Below are 17549 nucleotides of genomic sequence, written 5' to 3' on the forward strand. Positions count from 1 at the left end.
AAAAGTTTATAAAAGTAAGATTTTATTAAAAATTTTGTAACATATCAATTAGTTTAGAAAAAGGTCATAAAATGAGTATAAAAGAAAATGTTGATTATGTTAAAAATGAACTAACAAGTGAAGAGAAATTTCTTGAAAACTTTGTAAAAGGTGAAAGATTTTTTAAAAAATATAAAATTGTAATTCTTGGATTTATTACACTTATCATAATAGGTTCAATTTCTTATATAATTAAAAAAAATATTGACGAAACAAATAAATTTGAAGCAAACGTAGCTCTTAATAATTTTTTGAAAACTGGTGATGAAAAATCACTTTTACAAATTAAAGAAAAAGATAAAAAGCTTTATGAAATTGCACTTTTTATTCAGTCTAAAAAAGATTTTAAAGCAGCTGAAATTAACCTTCCGTTTTTAAAAGAGTTATCAAAATATCAATTAGCATTAGCGAACAATAATGTAGATGAGTTAAATAATCTTGCATTACAAAACGATTTTTTATTAAAAGAATTTGCGATCTTTAATAAAGCACTTATTTTAACAAAAGATGGAAAATTCGAAGAGGCAAAAGTGGCTTTACAACAAATTTCAGAAACTTCAAAAGCATCTGAACTTGCTAATTTATTAAAACACTATTTACTTACTAAATAAGGAAAAAACATGAAGTATATATTATTTTCGTTATCAGCTCTATTTTTATTATCAGGTTGTTCTGGTAAAAAACATTATGAACCAATAGAGACTAGTAGCAATATTGAATTAAACAAAGAGTCATTAAGCTCAAATATAAAATCAATGAATAAAATTGGTGCAACACTAGATGATAACAAAATTATCACAAAAGAAGGTATTTCAAGTTTTGAACTTCCTGAAGGATTTGAATTTATAAATCTTACAAACGATGGAAAAATTATAGCAACAAATTATATCGATAAGATTTTAATTGGAAATGAAGAGAGAGTTGTTAAAGATGTAGTTATTGCAGCATCCGTAAAAGATAATAAATTAGCTTTAATTTATTCGAATAACACTATTGAATTAATTGATATGTCTAATAATAAAACTCTATTTAAAGAGTATTCAACTCTATCTTTAGCAAATGATACTAGAATTACAAATCCTTATTTTATGGGTAATTTGATTTTATTTCCTACTTTAAATGGAAAAGTTATTATTGTATCTGGCATTAATAATGAATCTGTAAAAAATATTGCTGTTGATCCTGATAATGAATTTAATAATATCATTTCACTAAATGTGATTGAATCAACACAAACTTTGATTGTTGCAAGTCCCAATAAAATTGTTTCAATTTCACCAAAAGAAATTTTATCTAAATCATACGATTTAAGAGATATTATAGTTAAAGGTCAAGATATTTATATTGCTACAATAGATGGTCAAGTTATTAAACTAACTGCTAATTTAGAGGAAGTTTCTAAGAAAAAATATAAATATGCAAAAATTCATGCATTAGCTTTTACTGATTCTTTATACGCTATAGAATCTCAGGGTTATTTAATAAACATAAACGATGATTTCAATTCTGATACAGTTTATGACTTTAGCTTTGATAATGAAGATAGAATGATTGTAATAGGAAATAGAGTATATTTTGGTTCAAAATATATAACTCTTCCATAAAAAAATAGTAAGTCTTAAAAGACTTACTATTTTTAAAAACTAAGAAAAATTTCTATTTGCTAAATACTCAACTAAAACTGTTGCGTAAGAACCTTTTGGTAATATAAAATCTAAAGTGCAAATATTTCTTGAAGCATCATATTTACAACTAATACTTTTAGGATATACAATAGCTTCCCTTCTATAACCTTTCTCTTGAATATAAATATCATCATATTTACTCTCTATTTTAAAAGCTTCACCCATTGCTTTAAAAACTTTTCTTCCCGGTAAAAGTCCTGTTGGAGTAATTTTTTGAGACTTAAAATCATTTAGAATATTTTGTGTTATTGCTTTTGGTGTAAATATTTTATTTTTTTCTAAATCTAAAAAAATATCTCCATCAAGTAATGCAAATTCTTCTTTTGAAATAGAAAGTCTTTCAACAAGCCAAGCATTAAAAAAGCTACTTTGATATGCTGAAATTAACATTTTAGATAACTTTTTATCTTTAACAATTTCTTCACCATAAACTACAGCTTTTGCTTTTTCAAAATTTTCAACAACTTCTTTTCCAAATCTTTGATAACCAAAATAATTTGGAATTCCTTTTTTTGAGATAATTTTAATAATTTTTTGAATATGATTTACGTCTGAAATTTCTACATTATGTAAATTTATTTTAAATCGATTTCCTTCTAAGTCACCAATGTTTAATTTTTCATTATGTAAAAAAGTTTCTAAAATCTCTATCTTTTTATTTCTAAAAAGTTTTATCTCTTTTGAATATTTTTTTGGAATACTTATATATTGAGTAGTTGTAGCTCTTTTATCTTTTAAACCAGCATAACCTATCTCATTTGAGTAAATACCTAAAAATTTTGCTAATCTATCGATTAATTCCCACGTATCACAATTTGTTTTTTTAATTTTTAATATAAGAAAACTTCCATTTAAAGAGAATTTTATTGGTTGTTCTTCAACAATAAAATCCTCTTCATTTTGAACAAATTTAAAATTTAAAATTTTGTCATTTAATGGATAAATTCTTCTTATCAATTCTTTGCTCGTTTTACAAATTCATGTTCATATACTGTTCTACACTCTGTACAAAATTTTGCAAATGGTTTTGCTTTTAATCTACCTAGAGGAATAGTTACACCACACATATCACAAATACCATAAGTTCCTGCCGCTATTTTTTTAAGCGATTCTTCTATTTGATTTAATTCATCTAATTGATGATTAGCAATCATACCTTCAGTAAAAGAATCACTTACAAGTTCTGCATAATCTAAATCGTCATTTATATCTTGTTCTTTTAATTGGTCAATATTAGCTCTGCTATTATTTATATTATTTAAAATATTTACTTTTCTTTCAAGTAAAATTTGTTTTAGTTCATCAATTTGACTTTTATTTGGCATTCTCTCTCCTTAAATATTCGCGCAATTATATACTTTTTATCTTATATAACTTATTAAGCCTCTTATAAGCTTCGGTTTTATGGGATTAAACCTAAAATTTAATAATAATTTAAATCACTAAAATATTAATCTTTTAACTATTAATTAACTTAAAATGGATACAATATTTTTTATTCAAAAGGAGTTAATATTACTACCCTATCTAAAAGATTTATAATTTTAATTTTTTTATTAATTTCTATTTTTTTATATTTTTCTTTAATTTATTCAAATAACAACATAAATAATATTTCAAAAATCAGTGCAATTACAAAACTGCCAAATATATCTTTTTCAAACAATTTATTTGAACCTAGAATAAAAGAGTATAAAGATGATTCTACAAAATTATATTTTGTACCTTTTCAAATCTCTTATTTGGATTTTACTTATGAAAAATAGTGTATTTCTAAATTTTTTATTTTTGCTATTAATTAAACACAAATCAAAACATATTGCAATTCTAATTATTTCAATTATTATTGTTTTTTTATCATCTTCTGTTTTATTTTTATCAAGTAGTTTAAAAAAAGAGATTTTTCAAACTATAGAAAATCAAAGTGATTTTATTGTTCAAAAAATAAATAATGGAAAAGTTATTGATACTCCAACTTCATGGATTGAAGATTTTTCTTCGATAAATGGTATTTCAAAGATTGAGCAAAGAGTTTATGGTTCTTACTATTTTATGCCAGAAAATGTTTATTTTACAATTGTTGGTGTTGATTTATTTGAAGAGCATACAAATAAAAATATAAAAGAACTTCTTAACATTTTAAATATCTCTAATTTTTTAGAACAAGATTCTATGATAATTGGAAATGGTGTCAAAAAACTTTTTGATAAATATCACTATTTTGATTCTTATGATTTTAAATTATTTAATAAAGATATAAAAGAAGTAAAAATATTTAAAGATTTACCCAAAGAGATGAATTTAGTTGCAAATGATTTAATAATTATGGATATAACTCTTGCAAAAGAGATTTTAAACATAAAAGAGAACGAATCTTCAGATATTGTGTTAAATGTGCCAAATGATTTAGAAAAACAAAATATAAAAGAACAATTATTATTGAAACACTCAAATATAAGAATTTTAGAAAAAGAAGAATTGAAAAAAATGTATGAAAATATGTTTAACTACAAAGGTGGAATTTTTTTAATTCTTTTTATTGTTGTATTATTTACTTTTGTATTAATTTTATATCAAAGATATTCAATGATTAGTTCAAATGACAAAAGGGAAATAGGCATTTTAAAAGCTGTTGGTTGGAGTATTAAAGATATTATTAAACTAAAAATTATGGAAAATTTTTTGGTAGCTTTTATAGCATTTTTACTAGGAATTATAATTTCATATATTTTTGTTTTTATTTTAAATGCTCCTTTATTAAAAAATATATTTATAGGTTTTTCAAATATGGAAAATGATTTTATAATTTCAACAAATATTGAATTTAGCACTTTGATTACTCTATTCTTATTTTTCATCATTCCTTTTTTAAGTGCTGTATTAATTCCTGTTTGGAAAATTGCTATTATTGATTCTACAAAGAGCATGAAATGATAAAAATAAAAAATTTAAATAAACTATTTTATGAAAACAGTAAAAAAGAGTTTTACGCATTAAAAGATATAAATTTAGAGATTCAAACTTCATCTTTTGTTGTCCTAAAAGGAGTTAGTGGAAGTGGAAAATCTACTTTGCTTTCATTAATTGCAACTATGGATAAACCAACAAGTGGTGAGATTATAATAGATAATGAGAGTGTTGCAAAACTTCCTGATTTACACAGCTCCAATTTTAGAGCTAAAAAAATAGGTTTTATTTTTCAATCATATAACTTATTTAACGAATTAAGTGTAAAAGATAATATTTCAATTCCACTTATTCCTCTTGGATACTCACAAAAACAAATAGATGAAAAAGTTTTAAAAAGTTTAGAAATTGCAAATATTTCCCATAAAAAAGATGAATTAGTATTAAATCTTTCAGGTGGAGAAAAACAAAGATGCGCAATAGCAAGAGCTTTAGTAAATGATTCAAATATTATTCTTTGTGATGAGCCAACTGCAAATTTAGATTATGATAACTCTATTAGATTTATAGAAACCCTAAAAGAATTAAAAAAACTTAATAAAACTATTATTGTAGCTACACATGACCCTATTTTTGATAATCTTGATTTTGTAGATAAAATTATAAATATAAAAAATGGAATAATTTGTGAATAATATACTTTTATCAAATGAAGTTATTATATTTTTATTTGTTCAAATAATTTTATTTATTTTATTAACTATTGCATTTTATTTTTCGATTTCTATTATAAAAAATTGGGATTTTACTAAAACAACAAATAAGCAATATAAACTTGAAAAAACTTCATATCTTGTAATTTTAATAATTAGTTTTACATTAATTGTAAAAATCTTTTTATTTCCATATTTTGCTTATAGTTTAGATAATTTATCAAATATTGTTCCTGGAGCTATGTGTGCTGCTGGAATTGTAGGAGCAAATGAATTTGGTCAGATTAATCTTTTTATAAAAATTTTAATCTTATTTTTTATTGGTATTTGGCTAATTATAAATTCTCTTGATTTAAAAGAAAAAACCTATCCATACACAAAGAAAAAATATCTTTTATATATTTTCATTTTTTTATTATCAATTTTTGAGCTATTACTAGATTTTTCATTTTTAAATAATATCTCTTTAAAAGAGCCTGTTATGTGTTGTTCTGTGATATTTGGAGTAAATAATACTGAAACAAAAATACCTTTTGATTTATCTATAAGCACATTATTAATTGTTTTTTATCTTTTATACTTGTTAACAGTTTTTTTAAGTATTCAAAAATTATCTTTTTTAAATTTTATTACTAATTTTATGTTTTTATATATAGGATATTATTCTGTAACTTACTTTTTTTCAACCTACATTTATCAACTTCCTACTCATCAATGTCCTTTTTGTATGCTACAAAAAGAGTATTTTTTTATTGGATATTTTATTTGGGGAAGTTTATTCTTAGGAACTTTTTTTGGTATTGCTAGCTATATTTTAAAAAAATTAATAAATAAAAATTTACTTTATACTTATAAATATTCTTCTTTATTTAACTTTATATTTATTTTTTTATGCTCTTTTTATGTTCTTAGATATTATTTTGTAAATGGAGTATTCTTATAAAACCGTGTTAATATTTTTATTAACACGGCAAATAAAAATTTAATTATTTTGTTTCTTCCGCTTTAGCTTCTTCAGTGGCAGGAGTAGTCTCTTCTACTTTAGTTTCTTCAGCCTTCACTTCGTCTTGTACAACTGGAGTTGCTGATGTTTCATCTTTTTTAACTTCTTGTGTAGTTTCTGTTTGAGTTACTGGTGCTTTTTTCTCTTCTGTACAACCAGTTAATAATGCTAATGCAACTACTGTTCCAAATAAAACTTTTTTCATTTTTGCGTCCTTTTTTATTTTCTTGTGTTTAAAACAAGTTCGGAATATTAGCAGATTTATAGTGAATTAATTGTGGATTATTTTTAATTTTATTAAGTTAATTTATTTTGATTAATTAAAGCTTAAAAAGTGGAGGAGGTAGTCGGACTCGAACCAACGCATGTCGGATTTGCAATCCGAGGCATTACCAGCTTTGCTATACCTCCAACAGAAATGTATAGTCTAGTTTTAAACCATTTAAAAAATAGAATGTTAGATGATTTAATAGATTAAAATGGCAGAGAGCAAGGGAAGCTTTTTAAGATTTCTTTAAGAAAGTCTTTCAAGCCCTATTTCACGGCAACATTTACATCCCAAGAAAACAAATTCACTTTAAAATTAGCTTAATTTTAGCCATTTTAGGGAACATTTTGTCTTTTTGTGAGTGGGATTATAATCGTTATTTACTTAATTTTAGGTTAAATAATACTTTTTAACCGTTTTTCTATCAAGTCCACATAATCTTCCAATCTCTGAAAAATTGATTTTTTTATTTTGATTTTGTAATTCTAAAACAATATCTAAAACCTTTTTTTGATTCTCTTCTTGTTTTTTTATTTCATAATCTTTTTTAGCTTCTAAAAGTTGTTTTTTGTTTTTCTCTTTATCTCTAATATTTACAGTTCTAATAGCTGCTTCTTTTCGTCTTCTTTTTATTTCAAGTTCATATTCTTCTTTTGATAAATTTTTCATTTTTGAAAAATTCATTATTCCCTCATTTATATCTTTTTTAGTTGCAATAGCTCCATATCTTATTTTTCCATTTTTCCAATATTTAAAAACAGAATTTGAAATTTGTTTTAATTCACTATTTAAAAGATTCACTTGTTTTGATTCATTTATATCTATTAAGTAGTTTAATATATCATTTTGGCTTATTGATTTTTGATTTTTAGCAAATCTCATAGCATATTTAAAGAGTGTAGTATTTCTTTGCCCCTCTATTAGTTCCTCTTCATTTATTTTTACATTCAATCTAATAGAATGATTTTTATAATCAATTTTTGATAATAGTTCTTTAAAGTCTTTTAATTCATAGTTTATTTGTTGGGAATAATAACAAGGGTGCAATAATGGATTTCTCCAAATTCCATATAATCTATTTGAAGCAATAGAATCACATTTTAAAAGTTCTGTAATTGCTTGTTTAATTGATAATAGATAATTAAGAGGTTTATTTTGATTAGTGAATATATGATTTTTTAAATGATAAGCAAAATGAAAACCTTTTTGCGTTTCAAGTATATAAGTTGGTTCAAGTCCTATTTTTTCAGATATATATTCATAAAAACCATTAATATTTTTAAAATACTCTTTTGCTGTTTTATCTTCATATTTATCTATATCAAATACCATAAAGCTTATTTGTTTATAACTATTAAAGTTTATGAATTTACATTTATCAAGGGCTTTAACTGTTTGATATTCATATATATTTGATAAATGTTTTTCATTTCCACCTTTAATTTTTGTTGGTAGATTTTTAATTAGAAGTTCTTTTAACTCTTCATTTTTAGTTTTATATTTTTGTAGTGTTGTCACGGGTTGCTCCTTTTGGTTTTTTTGGGGAGCAACCCTTTAAGGATTGGAAGAAAATTTTTATTTCATATTTTGTATATAGAAGTTGTAAGCGTGAGATTTAAAAAAAGTTCAATTATGAAAAAGAATTTTGAAATTTGTCCAATCAAGATAGTCTTACTGTATTACTTGCCAAATTCTTTAAGTAGAAGAATAAAAATAGTTTTAATAAGTAGAATATTTAAAGATATAAATAAAAATTGTCCTTTTTGATTTAAAAAGGCTATAAATAGGGATATTGAATTGATAAATCAATAATTAAATTAACTCTTCTTATCTTTTTAAATTTATATTTCATAACAGAAGAAAAACTTATCTATATCTTTTTCAAATTCAAAAAATTAACTCTCTTTTAGTTTTGCTTTTTTTTCATTTCACTTTATTAGATTATTTACTGATACAAAAATAAAATCTTCATACTTCTTATTTATATTTTTCTATAAGCAAAAATCTAAACATTACAATCAACAAAAGCCCGAAAACTAACGAGAGTGAAAAATTTTTGAAAGAAAAAGAGATAAGTTTTTTAACTTCTTTAAATTTAAAAAAGAAGAGAAAAAACAAACCCTCAAATCTTCAAAAATGAAAACATTTAAAAAAAGGATAACAAATGAATAGAGAAGAGATTTTAAAAGAGTTTAAAGGTATAGAGGGAATAAATGAAGCTAAAAAGATTTATAAAACATTGGCTAAAAAATTACACCCTGATATGGAGGGTGGAAATGAAGAGAGTTTTAAAATTTTAAATGCTGTTTATACTGATTTAATAGAACATAAGATTTATTTTTCAAATGATTTTAAAATTGATATTGAATTAGAAAAAATCATAAGCTTAATACTACATTTTGAAAATATAACTATTGAACTTGTTGGGTCTTGGGTTTGGGTTTCAGGGGACACGAAAGAGATAAAAGAAAAACTTAAAGAGCTTGGTTTCAAATGGGCTTCAAAAAAGAAAATGTGGTTTTATGGAGAAATGAAAGGAAGAAATCCACAAGAAAAAAGTATGGAAGAGATAAAATCAAAATATGGGAGTGAGACTTTAAAGAGCAAAGAAAAAAAACAAATAGCAAGTTAAAAACTTGCTATTCTATAAAAAATATTTTTGTTTTTTTAAGAACTTCAAAAAAACTAGAGCATCAGGAAATTATAAAAAAATATTTTTTATTCCGTCCTTTTCAAATAATAATCTGTGATTTCTTCCCGTTTATGATTTAAAATTTCACTAATTTGTAATTTAGCTTCTTTTTCAGAAATTCCACTATTAATTTTTTCTTCATATTTATCTCTTGCACTTGTAAATCTAAAATCGTGGGAGCTAATATCATATTTTTGTAAATCTTCATAATAAGTAGATTTTGAAATTAGTTCATCAGTATTATTTAGAATTTTTTGTTCAAGTTCAAAAGAAATTTCTTTTGATTCATAAGTGTGATTTCCTTTTCCTATTAGATTTTCAACTCTTCCATTTTCTAAATATTGAGTTGAATTTTTTATAAGTTCAAATGCTTCTGCTTGTCTAATTGAAAGTTCATATTGGCATTGTGCTATTAAGCCAGTTATAGCTCTATCTTCATATAAATTTGAAATTACATTTTCAACATTATCAATATATCTATTTTCAATTATTATTTCTGCTTGGTCTTTTAAAATAGATACTCTATTATCAAAAAAATCTTTATCTTCATAATGTAGTGGAATATGAATATTTTGTTGTTCAAGACCTTTTAACATTGAAGAAAAGCCCCTTAAATAGTTTTCTTGGGTTTTGCTTGATAAATCTTCTAATCTTTGATTAAAAAATTTATCAAGGTTATCTTTTGTGAATAGATTATTTAATTTCCCCTCTAAATTTTGAGATTGAAAATAGTTTGATATATCTTTTAAATACATTTCTCTTTTTTCAGCCAGTTTATCAGAGTGAGTGAGATTATCATTTTTTCCAACTCTTCCAACTCCAAAAGCTTCAAGACGGTGGAAAGCGTCTTTTATTTGTTTTTCAAAATTTCCACCTTTTAAATTAGCCATATTTTATAGTCCATTTTGTTTATAGAATTTTTCAATAGTTCCACGAGAGATTTTAACTCTATGATTTTCAAAAAGAAAATTAGTAATTGATAAGCTGCCACTTCCATTTTTTCTTAAATCAAGAATTTCATTAGCGTATTTTTTTATAAATGGATTTTTCACATTATCAAAATTTATAAGAGATTTATTTTTATGAGCTTCTTTTTGAATTTCAACTAATATAAAAAATCCACTCATAATTCTATTTTTTGTTAAGGTTTGATTTTCTAAATATTTTAAATATCTTTTTGAAAACATTTCAAAATCTTCAATTGTTTTAAATCCCAGTATTTTTGAATAATAGGCTTTTTTCTTTTGAGTAAACATTTTTATAACTCCTTTAATTGGTTTAACCAATAAACTCTAAAAGAGAATGATATTTTTTGTTTATTTCTTAACAGAGGTTTAGACCTGTAATTTATTTAAAGGCAGTATTACGAAATGCCAAGTAGCATTAACGAGAGTTAAAAGGCAGTGAAAAAGTAGAAATAAAAGAACTTAAAAAAACACGGGCAGTAGGTTTTGGCATGAGTGTTTTTGATTTAAGTATTTGTTAGATTTTAAAAAAGCGATTAGACAAAATTTAGCATATTTTTATACAAAAAATAGCAAAAATAGACACAATAAAAGTGCCATATTTAGGCTATTCTTTGATTTAACCGCGATTTATATACCGCTTCCTATCTCTGTTTAAAAAATTAAACAGAGATAAGGAAGCTCCCTCAATGTTAATTTCTAATACAAATAACGGGGTGCCACCCCCGTTTTTTTGAATAATGTCAGCTAAACATTATCAAAAAGCCATTTGTATTAGTAATTACAGTAGATAACGAATCTAATATAACAATAATTGTTAATATGATAGATTTGTTCATATTAGAACTCCTTAATAAGATATTAATGCCCTTATGGGCTATGATAAGTTATAAGGAGTTGGAAGTAAAAAAGTGCGATTGTTTTGATTTTTTTAACTAAAAAAGTTTTTTAATGGTGTTATCATTGAAAATTAATTCTTTCCATTCTTTAATTTTTTTTTCATTAGCATATCTTGAAGGAGTTGGTAAAAATTCAAATTTAATAAAATTACTTTCACAATAGCTTTTTATTTTACATATTTCCATTTTTAAAAAATTTGTTGATTTATTAAATGATTTTCTTGTAAAAAAAATTTTTTTTATATTACTACATTTTAAATTATCAATGATATTATCTGTATTCCATTTTTTTACATTTGATATATTATCATCTTTAAAACTATTTATTTGTGATTCTTTCATTTCTATACATAAAATTAAATCTGTAATAGCAATTTTTTTATCTTCTAAAAAGTTTTTTTTAATATTTATATCTTTACCTTTCAAACTTTCTTCATTCCAAAGTTCTGGCAAAATTTTCCAAAAATAATTTCTATTTCTTCCATAAAAAAAATTAGCTTCATTATTTTGAATATTAGGATTAAAAGTTCCAATTATTAATATTTCATTATCTAAAAATTTTTTAACACATTCATCATAAAATTTATGTTTGACTATCATTTCAACGAGCTAACCAAAGTAAAATTCCTAAAAAAATGAAAATTATTAAAGCAGCAATAGGGTCGCTTTTTTCTTGTGTTGTATTATTATCAAGATGACTTTTTCCATATATACTTTTATACATATTATTAGCATATGTTCCTGTTCTAACTTGTATAAGTTCTATTTTGTTTCCATATTGAACTTTTACTCTTTCTTTTGCATGATGTGCTTCTCTACTATTCAAAAAAAATTCTTGAACATTTTTCTGAACACCTTTAATCTTATATTCCAATATTGCTGGTTCAATAGACATTTATTTTACCTCTTTTAATAACTCACAATAATAACCAAGACCTTCTATATCCAAGCTATAAGGTGTTGTTTTTAACAAAGATTGTTTATAAACTTTTAAATTAATTACTTTATCATTTTTATCATATCCTTGATATAAAAAATAATCTTTATAACTATCTATATAATTAACTAAAAAAGAATTATTAATTTGTATTGTACTAACTCCTACATCTAATCTGATTTTCTTAGGAAAGAAAAATAAAAATGATTTATATGATTCACAAGTAAAACTTTTATGTCCAAATATAAAATCTTTAACATTTATTATTTCTTGTGATTTACCGATTCTTTTTTCCCATTCATTTTTTATTTGAATTTCTTTTTCTCTTTCTTCTTGAACTTTTTGTAAAAGTATTTTATCCCGTTCTGCTGTAATTTTATGATGTTGGTCTATTAAAAATGGTTTCATAACTTCATATTTTTTAATTTCTTTTTTCCAATATGTTTTACAACTAAGAGTTTGTTTATCAAAATTATTTTTTGAATCCGTAAGATTTTCACATAAATCGTCTAATGTACCTTTCCAATTTTTAGCTTCATTTTCCCAAGTTTTTATATCAGCTTTTTCTATTTGTTCATTTTTATAAGATAGATTATCTTTTTTTCTGATAATTTTCTCCAAATAAAAATACTCATATGGTATTTCTCTATCTGATTTAAATTTACAACTTCTGCTATCTTCATTATATATTGAACCTTCAAAAGTTGGGCATAGTTCTTTAATTGTATTATATTTATCTGCTTCCAATCGAAGGGAATATTGTAATTGTCTTATCTTGTCAAAAAAATTATTTAAATTACCATTATTTTCATTTTTATATACTATATTTAAATTATATAAAGAACAAACAGTATTTTCTGATGTAATTTCTACTTTACCTTCTATTGAATTACAATTTTTATTAAAGAATATCAAACTATTCACATCACTGTCTGTGATTTTTTTAGCACATTTTCGTTTATCTGAAATCCAAGCATTTTTATTTTGTGATATCATATTACACATATTTTCTTCCGAAATATTTTCTTTTGATATTAAATATTTCTGGTCATTATCAAAATCATAATATAAATTACAACCACTAAATAAAAATACCATAATAAAAACTAATATAAATCTTAATATCAATATATTCCCTTATAATTAAAAATCTAATCTCTTAAAATAATATATCAGAATTATTATAAAACCTAATTTAGTTGTTTAATTCTTAAAATAAGCCGTCATTTCCATAAAATCTTGCCAATCTATATTTTGGTGTTTTCTAAAAGCATTTATAGATTCATTTAATTCATTGGTTAATGAAAAATAACCATCTGCTACCTTTTCGTCTGAATGCCCTTGGATTTTATTTATTACTGTTTCATTAATATTTAAAGATAACATATGAGTTTTATATGTATGCCTAAAAGAATATAAAGTATATCTTGAATTATTAAACTCGTCTCTTTTTGTTAAAGTGCCTATTAAAAAATCTTTATCCCTATTAAAGGCTTTTGAGATTTTTTCTTCGTCTTTTGGAACGGTATTGAATAAATATTCTCTATTTTCTCTTTTTGCTTTTTTCACAAAATCTTTTAAATTAAGTTCATTTGCTAAAAAATCGTGAACTAATATAATTCTTTTTGAAGTTGAACTTTTAGAGCCTTTTTGTTCATTTGCTTCAATATATAATAATAATTTTTCATTTCCCTCTATTTCTTCAAAATCACAATCAGAAGTTTTTAAATGGACTAATTCAGAAACCCGTGAACCAACAAAAAACATAATTAAAGGAATATAAAATTTTGCTATTAAAATATTTTTATCTTTAACATAAGAAGATTTTAATTTTTGGAAAAGTATTTTATAAGGTTTATACTCTTTATTGAAAATCTTTTTCAACATTTCGTCTTTAAATGGTTCTGCGTTTTCTTTATCTCTTATTTGATTATTTTTTACTTTTGAATTTAGTTCTCTTTTTATAACTTCTAAATAATCAGATAACTCTAAATTATCGTCGCTTGATATGTATTTTTTCTTTGCTAAATAATCTATATATCTTTTTATTGCTTGTAAGTCTGATTTAATTGTTTTTATACTTCTTAATTCTTCTTTTGAAGCTTTTTTATTTTTCATATAAGCAAAATAAAAACTGTATGATTCGCTTAAATTTACTGGCTTTTTGGGAATTTGTGGGATTATTTTTATAACTTCTCTTAATGTATCTATTGTTATAGATTGAGCTGTATGTTCATTTTTTCTATCTTTTATAAATTCTGTTAATATCTCTGATATTTTTTTTACTTTTGCTCCATTTGTTTTTGAATCTTCTAAAATTTTATCTGTATAATTACAATAATTATATAAAAAATCTTTCTCTATCTCTTCTATTGATTTATATTTTTGTTTTTGTTCATGTGTATATGAAGTAGAATGTATGTTATTTGCTTCTGTATTGAATGATTTTTCATTTAGGGGTATAAAATTATCTCCAAATCTATTAAGAGCCCTTTGACGGTCAATTTTGAGTATTTGTGCTTCTGTTTTGAATAACATACTTAAAAAATCTAATAAATCTTTCTCATTTGTTGATGTTCTTAATCTATTATATAACTCTTTTAATTCTGTGGTGCTTCTTTTTACTATATCTTTTCCGTGTTTTTTAAGTGGTGTTTTAATTTGTTGATAACTTCCTACGGCTAAATGCTCAAAAGTTTGTAATGCTTTATCTATAACTTCTGGTTGCCCTCCACTTAATTTGATTTTACCTAATATTGGGTCTTCTTTTTCAATTTTAAATAATTCTGATAAATGATTGTGTCTTAATTCTTCCAATTGTTTATTTTCTACAAGTGCTTGTTCTTTATAATTATCTAAAACATTTATAATCTCTGTTATATTAAAAGGCAATGGTTTTCCTTGGCTCTTGATATATTCAAATATATCTCTTGTTAATTTGTTGAAGATTATAACTAATTTAGAAGCTTTTTTACAATTAGTATGTTTTGTATTGAATGAATAAAAATAGTCTGTGTTGGGGATTCTTCTTTTATAAAAATAGTATCTGTTCTTTTTATATAAATACATAATATTTCGCCTTTATTAAGACAAAACATTCTTAAAGTTACCTAAAATGTTCTCCATTTTTTAAGTGATTTTTAATAATCAAGAAAATGTTATCTAATTTGATAATTATGTTATCAACAAAAAAGGATAACAAAATAGCCTAAAACAGGGAACAAATGAATAACATAACGGAAAACAAAAAGATTTTATATTTTTTAAAAGCTTGATTTTAAGGGGATTTTGTTTAGAAATGAAAAATGGCAGAGAGCAAGGGATTCGAACCCTCGGAGGCGTGAACCTCGCCGGTTTTCAAAACCGGTACAATCGACCAACTCTGTCAACTCTCTACACATATATGGTGCGAATGGTGAGAATCGAACTCACACTCCGAAACCGGAACGGGATTTTAAGTCCCGCGCGTCTACCTATTCCGCCACACTCGCACATTTTAAGTAAGTCAATTTTAAGTTGTTCTACTTAAATTGGACTGGAATTATAATAGGTTTTTTTTTATTTGTCAAGAGATTTTTAAATAAAATTTGAAATTTATAAAATTTTTTATATTTTAATAAAAATTGAACAGCAATAAATGTATAATCTAAAGATATAATTTATGCATAATTAAAGGATTGAAATTGAGAAGTGATGAAGTAAAAAAAGGGTTTGATAGAACTCCTCATAGGTCATTATTAAGAGCAACTGGTTTAAAAGATGAAGATTTTGATAAACCATTTATTGGAGTAGCTAATTCTTTTATTGAATTAATTCCTGGACATTTTTTCTTGGATAAGGTATCAGCTATTATAAAAGAAGAGATAAGAGCTAATGGCTGTGTTCCATTTGAATTCAACACTATTGGAGTTGATGATGGTATCGCTATGGGACATGATGGTATGTTATTTTCATTACCGTCAAGAGAGTTAATTGCAAACTCTATTGAGACTGTGATGAATGCACATAAATTAGATGCAATGATTGCTATTCCTAATTGTGATAAAATAGTTCCAGGTATGATTATGGGAGCTTTAAGAGTAAATGTTCCAACAGTATTTGTATCAGGTGGTCCAATGGAAAAAGGTTACACAAAAGATGGAACTCCAATTGACTTAGCAACTGCTTTTGAAGCTGTTGGAAAGCATGAAGCTGGTGAAATGAGTGATGAAGAGTTAAAAGATATCGAATGTAATGCATGTCCAAGTGGAGGTTCATGTTCAGGTATGTTTACAGCTAACTCTATGAATACACTTATGGAAGCAATGGGGATTGCATTACCAGGTAATGGTACAATCTTGGCTTTAACTCCTGAGAGAGAAGAGTTATATAGAAAAGCTGCTAGAAGAATTTGTGAAATTGCATTAGATGAAGCATCAAGAGAAAAATATAAATTAAAAAATATCTTAAATGAAAATGCGGTTAAAAATGCATTTGCAGTTGATATGGCAATGGGTGGAAGTTCAAACACTGTATTACATATGTTAGCTATTGCTAAAGAAGCAGGTGTTAATTTTGAATTAAAAGACATTAATGCTATTTCAAAAAAAGTTTCTCATATTGCTAAAATTTCTCCATCTTTATCTACTGTTCATATGGAAGATATCAACAAAGCTGGTGGTGTAAATGCTGTTATGAAAGAGATGTCAAAAAGAGGTGATGATATTTTAATGGAAAACCTTACAATCTCTGGAGAAACTACTTTAGAAAAAATCAAAGATGCTTACATCAAAGATACAAATATTATTCACACTATTGATAATCCATATTCAGCGGTGGGTGGATTAGCTATTTTATATGGAAACTTAGCTGAGCAAGGTGCTGTTATTAAAACTGCTGGAATTACTGGTTCTAGAGTATTTACAGGGAAAGCTGTATGTTTTGATGGACAACCAGAAGCAATTAAAGGAATTGTATCAGGAAAAGTTCAAGCTGGTGATGTTGTAGTTATCAGATATGAAGGTCCAAAAGGAGGTCCTGGAATGCAAGAAATGTTAGCACCAACTTCTTTAATCATGGGAATGGGACTTGGAGATAAAGTAGCATTAATCACAGATGGAAGATTTAGTGGAGCTACAAGAGGAGCATCTATTGGTCACGTAAGTCCTGAAGCAGCTGAAGGTGGAATGATTGGATTACTAAAAGATGGTGATGAAATTCATATCGATGTTGACCAATATATCTTATCTGTAAACTTATCTGATGATGAAATAGCAAAAAGAAAAGCTGAATTTAAACCATTAAAAAAACCACTTAATTCTTCTTGGTTAGGTCAATATAGAGCACTTGTAACAAATGCAAGTAGTGGTGCTGTTTTAAAAACAGATTTATAACGATTAAATAGGGAATTTTTCCCTATTTTAATTAACTTTTTATTAACTTTTTATTGGAAAATAGTTTAC

17 protein-coding genes and 3 tRNA genes are annotated in these 17549 nt (G+C 24.5%); 7 read left to right on the forward strand and 13 right to left on the reverse strand.

All coding sequences use genetic code 11. The annotated features are described in order from the left end of the window. Window positions 1-71: 71 nt before the first annotated feature. Complete coding sequence (locus AAQM_RS11510; RefSeq protein ID WP_129094654.1) at window positions 72-650, forward strand: hypothetical protein; 579 nt, start codon at window positions 72-74, stop codon at window positions 648-650. 9 nt (window positions 651-659) lie between these two features. After that, entirely contained in the window at window positions 660-1643 is a 984-nt protein-coding gene (locus tag AAQM_RS11515; protein ID WP_129094653.1) for a hypothetical protein, read from the forward strand. Between the two features lie 39 nt (window positions 1644-1682). Here AAQM_RS11515 and AAQM_RS11520 read toward each other — a convergent pair whose 3' ends face one another. Beyond that, window positions 1683-2681: a tRNA pseudouridine(13) synthase TruD gene (locus tag AAQM_RS11520; protein ID WP_129094652.1), complete on the reverse strand. Its 999-nt coding sequence runs from the start codon at window positions 2679-2681 to the stop codon at window positions 1683-1685. Further along, the gene (dksA, locus tag AAQM_RS11525) at window positions 2678-3049 is read right to left on the reverse strand and encodes an RNA polymerase-binding protein DksA (RefSeq protein ID WP_129094651.1); all 372 of its coding nucleotides are present in this window, start codon (window positions 3047-3049) and stop codon (window positions 2678-2680) included. Before dksA ends, AAQM_RS11520 begins: the two co-directional genes overlap by 4 nt. Before the next feature lie 430 nt (window positions 3050-3479). Between dksA and AAQM_RS11530 the strand changes: the two genes are divergently transcribed. From AAQM_RS11530 to AAQM_RS11540, 3 genes are read left to right on the forward strand one after another with little or no spacing between them, the layout of a single operon-like run. Beyond that, on the forward strand, window positions 3480-4658 hold the full coding sequence (locus tag AAQM_RS11530) for an ABC transporter permease (RefSeq protein WP_129094650.1): 1179 nt from the start codon (window positions 3480-3482) through the stop codon (window positions 4656-4658). After that, entirely contained in the window at window positions 4655-5326 is a 672-nt protein-coding gene (locus tag AAQM_RS11535) for an ABC transporter ATP-binding protein (RefSeq protein WP_129094649.1), read from the forward strand. The genes AAQM_RS11530 and AAQM_RS11535 overlap by 4 nt, the downstream gene beginning before the upstream one ends. Continuing rightward, entirely contained in the window at window positions 5319-6287 is a 969-nt protein-coding gene (locus AAQM_RS11540; RefSeq protein ID WP_129094049.1) for a hypothetical protein, read from the forward strand. The genes AAQM_RS11535 and AAQM_RS11540 overlap by 8 nt, the downstream gene beginning before the upstream one ends. Window positions 6288-6330: 43 nt before the next feature. Here AAQM_RS11540 and AAQM_RS11545 read toward each other — a convergent pair whose 3' ends face one another. From AAQM_RS11545 to AAQM_RS11555, 3 genes are all read right to left on the reverse strand, one after another. After that, window positions 6331-6552, reverse strand: a complete 222-nt coding sequence (locus tag AAQM_RS11545) for a membrane lipoprotein lipid attachment site-containing protein (RefSeq protein ID WP_129094048.1) — start codon at window positions 6550-6552, stop codon at window positions 6331-6333. Window positions 6553-6682: 130 nt separating this feature from the next. Next, window positions 6683-6758, reverse strand: a tRNA-Cys gene (locus tag AAQM_RS11550). A gap of 247 nt (window positions 6759-7005) precedes the next feature. Beyond that, window positions 7006-8133: a replication initiation protein gene (locus tag AAQM_RS11555; protein ID WP_129094047.1), complete on the reverse strand. Its 1128-nt coding sequence runs from the start codon at window positions 8131-8133 to the stop codon at window positions 7006-7008. 646 nt (window positions 8134-8779) lie between these two features. Between AAQM_RS11555 and AAQM_RS11560 the strand changes: the two genes are divergently transcribed. Beyond that, window positions 8780-9247: a hypothetical protein gene (locus tag AAQM_RS11560; protein WP_129094046.1), complete on the forward strand. Its 468-nt coding sequence runs from the start codon at window positions 8780-8782 to the stop codon at window positions 9245-9247. A gap of 86 nt (window positions 9248-9333) precedes the next feature. On the opposite strand, the gene AAQM_RS11565 is transcribed toward AAQM_RS11560, so the two are convergent. From AAQM_RS11565 to AAQM_RS11600, 8 genes are all read right to left on the reverse strand, one after another. Then, window positions 9334-10197: a hypothetical protein gene (locus AAQM_RS11565; RefSeq protein WP_129094045.1), complete on the reverse strand. Its 864-nt coding sequence runs from the start codon at window positions 10195-10197 to the stop codon at window positions 9334-9336. Window positions 10198-10200: 3 nt separating this feature from the next. Further along, entirely contained in the window at window positions 10201-10563 is a 363-nt protein-coding gene (locus AAQM_RS11570; RefSeq protein ID WP_129094044.1) for a hypothetical protein, read from the reverse strand. A gap of 644 nt (window positions 10564-11207) precedes the next feature. Then, window positions 11208-11771, reverse strand: coding sequence for a uracil-DNA glycosylase family protein (locus AAQM_RS11575; RefSeq protein ID WP_129094043.1), 564 nt, complete (start codon window positions 11769-11771; stop codon window positions 11208-11210). Between the two features lies 1 nt (window position 11772). Beyond that, a complete protein-coding gene (locus tag AAQM_RS11580) occupies window positions 11773-12066 on the reverse strand; it encodes a hypothetical protein (protein ID WP_129094042.1) in 294 nt (97 codons plus the stop codon). Further along, window positions 12067-13236 carry a hypothetical protein gene (locus tag AAQM_RS11585; RefSeq protein ID WP_129094041.1) on the reverse strand — a complete coding sequence of 390 codons (1170 nt, stop codon included), beginning with the start codon at window positions 13234-13236 and terminating at the stop codon, window positions 12067-12069. A gap of 75 nt (window positions 13237-13311) precedes the next feature. Beyond that, on the reverse strand, window positions 13312-15000 hold the full coding sequence (locus AAQM_RS11590; RefSeq protein ID WP_164967011.1) for a tyrosine-type recombinase/integrase: 1689 nt from the start codon (window positions 14998-15000) through the stop codon (window positions 13312-13314). Window positions 15001-15414: 414 nt separating this feature from the next. Next, window positions 15415-15503, reverse strand: a tRNA-Ser gene (locus tag AAQM_RS11595). A gap of 9 nt (window positions 15504-15512) precedes the next feature. After that, window positions 15513-15599, reverse strand: a tRNA-Leu gene (locus AAQM_RS11600). A gap of 192 nt (window positions 15600-15791) precedes the next feature. On the opposite strand from AAQM_RS11600, the gene ilvD reads away from it, so the two are divergent. Then, window positions 15792-17480, forward strand: a complete 1689-nt coding sequence (gene ilvD, locus AAQM_RS11605) for a dihydroxy-acid dehydratase (protein WP_129094039.1) — start codon at window positions 15792-15794, stop codon at window positions 17478-17480. Window positions 17481-17549 lie beyond the last annotated feature (69 nt).

Source organism: Arcobacter aquimarinus (genome assembly GCF_013177635.1).
Taxonomy (GTDB): domain Bacteria; phylum Campylobacterota; class Campylobacteria; order Campylobacterales; family Arcobacteraceae; genus Aliarcobacter; species Aliarcobacter aquimarinus.